This window comes from Roseomonas sp. TAS13, assembly GCF_001950415.1.
GTDB classification, from domain to species: Bacteria; Pseudomonadota; Alphaproteobacteria; order Acetobacterales; family Acetobacteraceae; genus Roseomonas; species Roseomonas mucosa.
In genome coordinates this window covers 1-9,966 of sequence record NZ_BDLP01000156.1, presented here as the reverse complement: position 1 = coordinate 9,966, position 9,966 = coordinate 1, and the positions used below count along the sequence as shown (strand labels likewise).

Annotated in this window: 9 protein-coding genes; all 9 read left to right on the top strand. The window is 71.7% G+C overall.

The features are described 5' to 3' along the window. Positions 1-93: 93 nt before the first annotated feature. Positions 94-1,305 carry a portal protein gene (locus ROTAS13_RS13240; RefSeq protein ID WP_371329191.1) on the top strand — a complete coding sequence of 404 codons (1,212 nt, stop codon included), beginning with the start codon at positions 94-96 and terminating at the stop codon, positions 1,303-1,305. A gap of 8 nt (positions 1,306-1,313) precedes the next feature. Then, on the top strand, positions 1,314-2,090 hold the full coding sequence (locus ROTAS13_RS13235; RefSeq protein ID WP_075822578.1) for a capsid assembly protein: 777 nt from the start codon (positions 1,314-1,316) through the stop codon (positions 2,088-2,090). Positions 2,091-2,481: 391 nt separating this feature from the next. Further along, a complete protein-coding gene (locus ROTAS13_RS13230; protein ID WP_027297156.1) occupies positions 2,482-3,312 on the top strand; it encodes a phage capsid protein in 831 nt (276 codons plus the stop codon). A gap of 345 nt (positions 3,313-3,657) precedes the next feature. Then, entirely contained in the window at positions 3,658-4,227 is a 570-nt protein-coding gene (locus ROTAS13_RS13225) for a hypothetical protein (protein ID WP_075822577.1), read from the top strand. A 3-nt stretch (positions 4,228-4,230) separates the two neighbouring features. Then, positions 4,231-6,108: a hypothetical protein gene (locus tag ROTAS13_RS13220; protein WP_075822576.1), complete on the top strand. Its 1,878-nt coding sequence runs from the start codon at positions 4,231-4,233 to the stop codon at positions 6,106-6,108. Beyond that, a complete protein-coding gene (locus tag ROTAS13_RS13215; protein WP_075822575.1) occupies positions 6,108-6,548 on the top strand; it encodes a hypothetical protein in 441 nt (146 codons plus the stop codon). The genes ROTAS13_RS13220 and ROTAS13_RS13215 overlap by 1 nt, the downstream gene beginning before the upstream one ends. 32 nt (positions 6,549-6,580) lie before the next feature. Then, the gene (locus tag ROTAS13_RS13210; RefSeq protein ID WP_075822574.1) at positions 6,581-8,932 is read left to right on the top strand and encodes a glycosyl hydrolase family 28-related protein; all 2,352 of its coding nucleotides are present in this window, start codon (positions 6,581-6,583) and stop codon (positions 8,930-8,932) included. A 22-nt stretch (positions 8,933-8,954) separates the two neighbouring features. Beyond that, positions 8,955-9,269, top strand: coding sequence for a hypothetical protein (locus tag ROTAS13_RS13205; RefSeq protein WP_019461474.1), 315 nt, complete (start codon positions 8,955-8,957; stop codon positions 9,267-9,269). Next, on the top strand, positions 9,232-9,966 hold a 735-nt coding region (terL, locus tag ROTAS13_RS13200; RefSeq protein WP_171979100.1), incomplete at its 3' end, for a phage terminase large subunit. The genes ROTAS13_RS13205 and terL, both read left to right, overlap by 38 nt.

The following is a 9,966-nucleotide window of genomic DNA, read 5'->3' as shown; positions in this document are numbered from 1 at the left end:
TTCGCCTTACGGTGGAGCTGTGCGTAGATGTGATCAAGAGACAGGACAGGGCAGGACGGACTCGCCGCCGAGGCCCAGGCCGCGGCGGAAGCGCTGGAGCAGGCCGCCGACACACTGCAGGGGCATCTGGACCGCTCCTCCTTCGCGCTGGAGATGCACCAGGCCTTTCTCGACCTGGTGGTGGCCGGGACTGGCGTGCTGCTGGTGGAGGAGGCCGCGCCCGGCGAGGCCTCGGCGCTACGCTTCCAGGCGGTGCCGCTGCGCGAATGCGTGCTGGAGGAAGGCCCATCCGGCCGGCTGGAGACGGTCTATCGCGCCGCGCGGCTGGACCGGGCGGCGGTCGCCGCGCGCTGGCCGGGCGCGGACCTGCCGCCCGCCGGGGCCGGGGAGCCGGACGGCCGGCTGCGGGTGGTCGAGGCGGTCTGGCCGGACGGCACGGGCTACGGCTTCGCCGCGGTGCTGGACGGGGTGGACGGGCAGGCGCGGATGCTGGCGCGGGGACGCTTCGCCCGGAGCCCCTTCATCGCCTTCCGCTGGATGAAGGCGCCGGGCGAGAGCTATGGCCGCGGGCCGGTGATGCGGGCGCTGCCGGACATCCGCACCGCCAACAAGGTGGTGGAGCTGGTGCTGAAGAACGCCTCGATCGCCGCCACCGGCATCTGGCAGGCGGATGACGACGGAGTGCTGAACCCGGCGACGGTGCGGCTGGTGCCGGGGGCGATCATCCCCAAGGCGCCCGGTTCCTCCGGCCTGACGCCGCTGGCCGCGCCGGGGAATTTCGACGTGTCGCAGCTGGTGCTCTCGGACATGCGGGGACGCATCCGCTCGGCGCTGCTGGCGGACCGCTTGGGGCCGCCGCAGGACGCGCGGATGACGGCCACCGAGGTGCTGGAGCGATCGGCCCAGGCGGCGCGGCTGCTGGGCGCCACCTACGGACGCCTGCAGGCGGAGCTGCTGACGCCTCTGATCGCCCGCTGCCTGTCCATCCTGCGGCGGCGCGGCGAGGTGCCGCCGATCCTGCTGGACGGGCACGAGGCGAGCCTGAGCTACCAGTCCCCGCTGGCGCGGCTCCAGGGCCGTTCGGATGCGGCGAACATGCTGCTCTTCCTGCAGGCCGTCGCGGCGCTGGGGCCGGAGGCGACGGCCCAGGTGGATCGCCCCGCCGCCGCCCGTCACCTGGCAAAGATCCTCGCAGCGCCGGCCGGGATCCTGAACGCCGCGACGGCGCCGTCGCCACTGCCGTCGCATCCGGGTTCCGACCCGGGTGCCGCCCTCGGCCCCGTCAGGGCCGCCATCGAGGAGTGACCACACGCATGACCGACAGCCTGCTGGATGCGGCCCTGGCGCCGGGCGGGGATGCCGACACGCCGGATGCGGCGGCGGTTCCCGGGGGGGCGCCCGGAAGCGCCGCCCGGCCGTCCGAGGTGCCCGAGAAGTTCTGGGATGCGGAGTCCGGGCGGGTCCGTCTGGACAGCCTGCTGAAATCCTATCGCGAGCTGGAGCGGAAGCTGTCGCAGCGGCTGGCACGCCCGGGCCCGGAGGCACCGGAGGACGAACACCGGCGCTTTGCCCGGCTGCTGGGCGCGCCGGAAGCGCCCGACGGCTACCGGATCGCCGAGCGGCACGCGTTGTGCTGCTCCGACCCGGAGGTGAACACGCGGCTCCACTCGGCGGGCTTCACCCAGGACCAGGCGCAGCTCGTCTATGACCTGGCGGCGGAGAAGCTGCTGCCGGTGATCGCGGAGGCCGCGGCGCAGTACGAGGCGCAGCGTCAGCTCGACCGGCTGCGCGAGGAGTTCGGCGGAGAGGAACGTTTCGCGCAGCTCTCGCGCCAGATCTCTGCCTGGGGCCGCGCGAACCTGCCGGCCGAGGTCTTCGAGGCGCTTTCCACCACGGCGGAGGGGGTGAAGGCCCTGCACGCCATGATGCGGAAGGGGGAACCAGCCATGGCCCGTTCCGCCGAGGCACCGGAGGGGATGGACGAGGCCGGGCTGCGCCGGATGATGCGCGACCCGCGCTATTGGCGCTCCCGCGAGCCGGAGTTCGTGCGCCGCGTCACGGAGGGCTTCCGGCGCCTCACGGGCGGTTGATGCACGCAGATACTGACAGGAGGTCAACCGGCGTGGTGGAGTCGCGTTAGCCGGTTGACCCACTGCGGCGGGGTCGGTCCTGGTCCTTCCTCCACTTCCCCCCTCGGGAAGGCCGGAAACCCCGCTGCGCCGGAACCATCCCCTCCCCCCAATGGGATGGCCCGGCACCACAGGGGCGGGTGACGCCACTATCCCCCTCGGCGCCACCCGCCCCTGTCCTCTTTCCGATCCTTTCCGGCAGGCCCAACCCGGCTCGCGTCGCGCCCCAGGAACAACCCTGGGCCCGAAGCGGCGCCGGGCGTCTGCCGTTCATGCCGCGAGACCCGGCCCCCAGCAGGGGGGAACCGGGCTTTTGGCGTTTCCTCTCAACCTTCCCGCACGGAGAAGATGCGTGGGTCAGATCGATGCCGCTTTCGTGAAGCAGTTCGAGGCCGAGGTGCACGAGGCCTACCAGCGCCAGGGCAGCAAGCTGCGCCCGACCGTGCGCTCCAAGACCGGGGTGCGCGGTGCCTCCACGGTCTTCCCCCGCGTCGGCAAGGGCACGGCCGCGGCCAAGTCCCGCGCTGGCCAAGTGCCGCTGATGAACCTCGACCATGCGACGGTCGAGTGCTTCCTGCAGGACTACTATGCCGGCGAGTGGATCGACCGGCTGGACGAGGTCAAGCTTTCCTTCGACGAGCAGACGGTGGTGGCCCATGCCGGCGCCTATGCGCTGGGCCGCAAGACGGACGAGCTGATCATCGCCGCCCTGGACACCGCGGCGCAGACCGCCTCGGGCACCGGGACGGGGCTGACGGACGCGGACGGGTTGACCCTCGCCAAGGTGCTGCGCGCCTTCGAGATGCTGGGCGCGGCGGATGTGCCCGATGACGGCCAGCGCTATGCCGTGGTCGGCTGGAAGCAGTGGTCGCAGCTGCTGCAGATCGAGGAATTCGCCAGCTCCAGCTACATCGGCGAGGCCGACCTGCCGTGGAAGGGCACCCAGGCCAAGAAGTGGCTGGGCGCGACCTGGCTGCCGCATTCCGGCCTGACGCTGGATGGGGCGGTGCGGAACTGCTTCTTCTACCACCGCACCGCAGTGGGCCATGCGGTGGCGCAGGAGGTCACCACCGACATCACCTGGCATGGCGACCGCGCGGCGCATTTCGTCAACAACATGATGAGCCAGGGCGCCGTGCTGATCGACCCGACCGGCGTGGTGCGGATGCGCGCGGCGGAGTGAGGGCCGCGATCCCGGCCGGCTCCTGCTCCAGCCGGCCCGGGACGCGGCGCGGGGCGGGCTGAGGCCCGCCACAGGGCGCAGCGGCCACCGCCGGACAGGGCAAGGGACGGCTTCCGGCCTCCCTTCCCCCCGGGGGGCCGCCGCGCATCGTGCCGGGGGGCGGCTTCCGGCCATCCTCCGGCGTGGTGACGCACGAACCCCGGGAACCACCGGCGGTTGCGCCAGATCCCTCACGGATCAGCGATTCGTGATCAAATGGACGACGGAATGTTCCGCCGATCGCGCCCCGGAGTGGCTCCGTCCGGCCCATCCCACCCCACCCTCCCCTTCTCAGGATTTCTGTCGATGGCGCTTTCCGCCCTCGTTCTCTGCTCGCGCGCCCTGCTCCGCATCGGGGCACAGCCGATTGCTTCCTTCGGGGAAGGCACGGCCGAGGCAGAGGTCGCCGCCAGCCTCTATCCGGCGGCGCGCGACGCGCTGCTCGCGGCACACCCCTGGTCCTTCGCCACCGGGCAGATGGTGCTGCCCCGTCTGCTGGACGTGCCGGTGGCGGACATGACTTACGCCTTCCAGTTGCCGCCGCGCTGCCTGCGCGTGCTTTCCGCCGGCAGCGGCCGGCGCGGGCGCGGGCTGGAATACCGGCTGATGGAGCGCCGCCTGCACGCCGACGCGCCGAGCGTGACGCTGACCTATATCTTCAGGCCGGAGGAGGCGCTTTTCCCGCCGCATTTCGCCCAGGCGCTGGTGTCGCGCCTGGCGGCGGAATTCTGCATCCCGCTGACGGAAAGCACCTCCCGCGCCGAGCTGCTGCAGCGCCTGGCCGGGAGCGACTTCCGCGATGCCCGGCTGGCCGACAGCCAGCAGGCGACGCCGCGGGCGATCGAGGACTTCCCCCTGATCAGCGTGCGGGGCTGAGCCATGCCGGACAGCCGACGCGCCAAGACATCCTTCACCGCGGGCGAACTCGCGCCCGAGATGCTGGGGCGCGGCGACACGCGGGCCTTCGACAACGGGGCCCGCATGCTCCGCAACCTGATCCTGCAACCGACCGGCGGGGTGACCCGCCGGCCAGGTCTGCGCCATGTGGCCATGCTGCCCGGCGCGGCGCGGCTGGTGGGCTTCGAGTTCAACACGGAGCAGACCTACCTGCTGGTCTTCCTGGACGGACGGATGCTGGTCTTCCTGGGGGACGAGCAGGTGGCTTCCGCCAGCGGTCCCTGGACCGCCGCCATGCTGCCGCAGCTCGCCTGGACGCAAAGCGCGGACACGCTGCTGCTGCTGCATCCCGAGATGGTGACGCAGCGCATCACCCGCACCAGCCACACCGAATGGACGGTGGCGGAGTTCAACTTCACCTGGATGCCCTATCACCGCTTCGCGCCGGAGGCGGTGACGCTGCAGGCGAGCGCGTTGGAAGGACAGGTGACCGTCGCCGCCAGCGCGGCGCTCTTCGTGGCGGCGCATCTTGGCAAGCAGCTCCGCATCGCCGGCAGGCGCCTGCGCATCCGGTCGGTGACGGATGCGCGGCACGTGGTGGCGGATGTCGAGGACCGGCTCACCACCACCGATGCCACAGCGGACTGGGACGAATCCGCCTTCGGCGCGCATGGCTGGCCGGTTTCCGCCTGCTTCCATCAGGACCGGCTGGTGCTAGGCGGGTCGCGCGACCTGCCGAACCGGCTCTGGATGTCGCAGTCCGGGGATCTCGGGAACTTCGACCTGGGCACCGGGCTGGATGACGAGGCGATCGAGTTCGGCCTGCTTTCCGACCAGGTGAACGCGATTCGCGCCGTCTTCCCGGGACGGCACCTGCAGGTCTTCACCTCGGGCGGCGAGTGGATGGTGACGGGCGCGCCCCTCACCCCGGCCTCGATCCAGATCCTGCGGCAGACGCGGGTGGGCTCCGTCACCGGGCGGATGATCCCGCCGATCGACGTGGATGGCAGCACGCTCTTCGCCGGGCGCTCCGGCACGGCGATCTACGAGTTCGCCTACACCACCGTGGAGGATGCCTATCAGGCCGGGGACCTGGCGCTGACCGCGCACCACCTGGTCCAGGACCCGCTGGACACCGCCTATGACCAGCGGCGGCGGCTGTTCCATGTGGTGATGGGCGACGGCAGCCTGGCGACGCTGACGCTGTACCGCGCCGAGGAGATCACCGCCTGGACCCGGCAGGAGACCGACGGCGCCTTCCGCGCCGTGGCCGAGCTCGAGGGCGCGGTCTGGTTCGCGGTGGAGCGCGGCGGCACGCTGCGGCTGGAGCGCTTCGACGACGCGCTCTGCACCGATGCGGCGCTGACCGGCGCGAGCGACACGGTGCGAACCGCCTGGCACGGGCTGGAGCATCTGGAAGGCCGCGACGTCAGCGTGGTCGCCTCCGGTGCACCGGCCGGGCGCTTCACGGTGCTGCGCGGCGCCGTCACCCTGCCGGAAGCAACCGGCACCGTGGAGATGGGCCTGCCCTTCACGCACCGGCTGGTGCCGATGCCGGTGGAGGCGCTGAACGCGCCCGGCATCGCCGGCGCGCCGCAGCGGCTGGTGAGCGTCACCTTCCGCCTGCTGGAAAGCAAGGCGCTGGCGGTGGATCTCGGGCGCGGCGCGCAGCCGGTGCCGCTGCGGCGACTGGACACGGCACTGCTGGACGCGCCACCGCCCGCCTTCACCGGCGACGTCACGCTGCGCGCCCTGGGCTGGCGCAAGGACGCGCTGCGGCCGCTCTGGCGCATCGAGTCCGACGAGCCACTGCCCTTCACCCTGCTTTCCGTCACGACCAACACGAGGACCACCGACTGATGTCGCAGCTCGCACCCGTGGCGGGGCTGGTGGGAACCGGCCTCTCGATCTACTCCACCGTCCACCAGGCGCAGGCGCAGAGCGCCCAGGTCAAGGCGCAGAACCGGCAGATCCAGCAGCAGGCGGCGGCACAGTCGCAGCTCGCCGCCGCGCAGCAGCAGCAGGACACGCGGGCGCGGCAGGACCAGCTCGCCGGCACCCTGGCCTCCATCCGTGCCCGCAGCGCCGCCTCCGGCCTCGATCCGAACGACGGCTCGGCGGCGGCTGTGGCCGCGGGGCTGCAGAAGGATTCGGCGCAGGACATCGCCGAGGACGACGCGGTCCGCAACGCGCGCCTCGCCGCCGGGCGGCGCAGCCTGCTGAACAACGACGGCTCGCTGACGACCTGGCTGCGCGCGGGCTCCAGCTTCGCCGGCGCGGCGAAGAGCCTGCTCGGCTGAACCCCGGCCCCCCATTCCTTCAGGAGAGCATCATGGCCGAGCATATCCGCATCGGCGACGTCGCGCCGCGCGTGCACTACATGGCCGCCGCGGGCCAGAACGTCTTCGTCTATCCCTTCCCCATCTTCGACACCTCCGATCTGGAAGTGCGGATCGACGGGCTGCTGGTCCCCTCGGGCTATGTGGTGGACGGGGCAGATGGCAGTTCCGGCGGCACCGTCACCTTCGCCACGCCGCCCGGCGAGGGCGCGCAGGTGCTGCTGCGCCGGCGCCTGACCATTGCGCGCGTCACCGACTTCCAGCCGAGTGGCCTGCTGCGCGCCTATACGCTGGATGACGAGCTGGACCGCCAGACGGCCGCCTTGCAGGAGGTTTCCGGGGATGTCGCCAACGCCATCCGCCTCGACCCCGGCGAGGCGGCGGCCCGGCTGCATCTGCCGCTGAAGACCGCCCGCGCCAACCGCGTGCTGGGCTTCGACGCGGTGGGCGACCTCGCGATCTTCTCGCGCGAGGACGCGACGCTTTCCGCCCCCTTCCCTGGCGGCATCCCGCGCTCGGTGGAGGACAAGCTGGCGGAGCGGCTTTCCGCGCGGGATTTCGGGGCGACGGGCGACGGCGTGACCGATGACGGCGCGGCCCTGCAGGCGGCGATGAACGCGGCGGCGATGGGCGGCAAGCAGCTGGTGATCGGCGAGGGCAGCTTCCGCACCACCATCCCGCTGGTGCTGCCGGGCGGCTCGCCGGGCCTGACCATGCGCGGCGCCATCCTCTATGACGGCCCCGCCGGGCAGGTGGCGCTCACTCTGGGCGACGGCGCCGGGGCACGCAACCGGAGCAAGGTCTATCGCGGGCTGCGCGTGCTGCGCGCCAGCATCGCCGACTGGAGCGACGAGGCCGATATCGGCCTCCTGCTGCGCAACCTCGACGCCTCGCTGGTGGAGATCCAGCAGGTCGAGGGCTTCACCATCGGCACGCGCACGAGCGGCGAGGCCACCGGCTTCGAGGACAGCACGCTGAACCTGGGCCGCTTCGTGAACAACCGCATCGGCCTCGACATCCATACCGGCAGCGCCGCCGGCTGGAACAACAGCATCCGCTACCTGGGCGGCCACTTCGCCAATGCCAGCGGCACCCACACCATGCTGGACCGCTACGGCATCCGCTTCTCCTGCGAGCCGGGAGCCTATAACCGCCACAACGCGCATCTCTTCATCGGCCCGGCCTTCGAGCTGCAGCGCCAGGGCACCCCCGGCACGGTGAGCGCCATCCCCTTCCTCATCCAGGCGGGCGACGAGCGCGGCATCCTGGCGCGCGGCGTGCGGATGGAAGCGTGCAGCCCCTTTGTCGCGCGCCATGCGGGCGGGGCGAACGACTGCGTCTACGAGGTCTGCTACACGGGCACCTACGGCTTCGCCGGCGCGGCGGTGGATTATACGGGCACGGCCACCCGGGCCGGCGGCACGGCGATCCCGCTGCACCAGGCCGCGGCGGCGCACGAGACGCCCCGCCTCGTGGCGGCGGCGGAGAATGTGCGGCAGCGCGCCTTCCGCCAGACGGTGGACACGGATGGCGGCACCGGCTTCGAACAGATGGCGGTGCTGTCGGGCAACCCGAACAACGCGGCGCAGACCCTGACGGGCCTGGCCTTCGCGGGGCTCGGCAGCTTCACGCTGAACGCCGACAGCGTCGGCCTGCCGACCAGCCGCGCGCTGGCCTTCGTGGTGGATTGCAGCGACTGCAAGGAATTCTTCATCGCCGCCGAGGGCACGGCGCTGCGCCCGGTGGTGATGCAGTTCGACGCCGGCGAGAACGTTCTGCTGGACACGGCACCCGTGCTGTTCTCCAACATGAACGCCGTCTGGTCCGGCAGCACGGGCAGCGTCTCGCGCTTCTGGGAAGGCAACGTCAATCTCGACAGCCCCGTCTCCGGGCTGCTGCTCAACCGGCTGCAACGGGTGACGCTGAACGCGGCGGCGAAATACGCCGCCATCGGCGTGCGCGGCGGCGACGAGACGGCGGTGCTGAAGGCGCTGCGCCTCTACTGCCCGCCGCTCCACGCGCCGACGCTGATCTATGGCGGCAGCCGCAAATGGGGCACGCGGGAATACACGGTCACGGATACGGGGTGGACGGTGCCCTCGCTGGCCGCCGGCGCCACCACGGCACGCGATGTGACACTGCCAGGCGTACGGCAGGGCGATTTCGTGCAGGCAAGCTTTGCCAAGTCCTCCGGCTTCCAGACCGGCGGCGTGGTCTTCCTGTCAGGTGCCGGCGGCACGGCTAGCATCAACCAGGTACGGGTGACGGCGCAGAACATCAGCGGCGGTACCATCGAGGTCGGTGCCGGCACGCTCTACCTTCGCGCCGTCAAGCCACGGGTATGAGCATGCCGGGCCGGACATCGCCATGAGCAGCGACGGCATCCTCCCGCCGGAGGAACTCCACGCGGCGATCCGCCGCGTGGTCGCGGATTACGGTGCCTTCGTTGCGCGCGAGCCCATGCCGGGCGCGCACGAGGACCCGAAGGGCTTCGCCGCGCACCATGCCGCCGCGAAGACCGCCCTCGCCCATCTGGAGCATCTGCTGAAGCTGGCCCGCGCCAGCCTCGCCACGGCATCGGCGGGGGAGGACGTCCAGACCCTGCTCACCCAGGCCCGCGCCGAGATCGCGGCGGAAGGAGAGGATGACGACGGCCAAGACACGGGCGACGAGAGCGCCTGAACCACCCGGACATGCCCCCGGGCCGGACTTCCTGGAATTCGCCTGGGTCTGGAACGCCCGGCTCGGCCAGGCCACGCCGGGCATCCACCGCCGCATCGCGCGCTGGTTCGACGCGCGGCGCAGGGATGGCGACGGGCGGCTGCTGCTGATGGCCTTCCGCGGCTGCGGCAAGTCCACGCTGGTCGGGCTCTGGTGCGCCTGGACCCTGCTGCGCGACCCGCAGGCGCGCATCCTGGTCCTGGCGGCGGATGCGGCATTGGCCACGCGCATGGTGGCCAATGTCCGCCGTATCCTGACGCGGCACCCGCTCTGCGCGCATCTGCTGCCGGACGGCCCGGGCGAATGGGCCGCCGACCGCTTCACCGTGCGGCGCGAGGGCGCGCTGCGCGATCCCTCGATGCTGGCGGCGGGCATCCTGGGCAACATCACCGGCTCCCGCGCCGACGTGATCGTCTGCGACGATGTCGAGGTCGCCGGCAACTGCGACACGCCCACCCGGCGTGCCGAGCTGCGGGAACGGCTCGCGGAGACGGAGTTCGTGCTGACCCCCGGCGGCACGATCCTCTATGTCGGCACGCCGCATTGCGCGGAAACGCTCTACCTTCCTCCGGGTGATGAGCGCGCCTTCCTGCGCGGCTACCACCGCCTGCGCCTCTGTCTCTTGATCACATCTACGCACAGCTCCACCGTAAGGCGA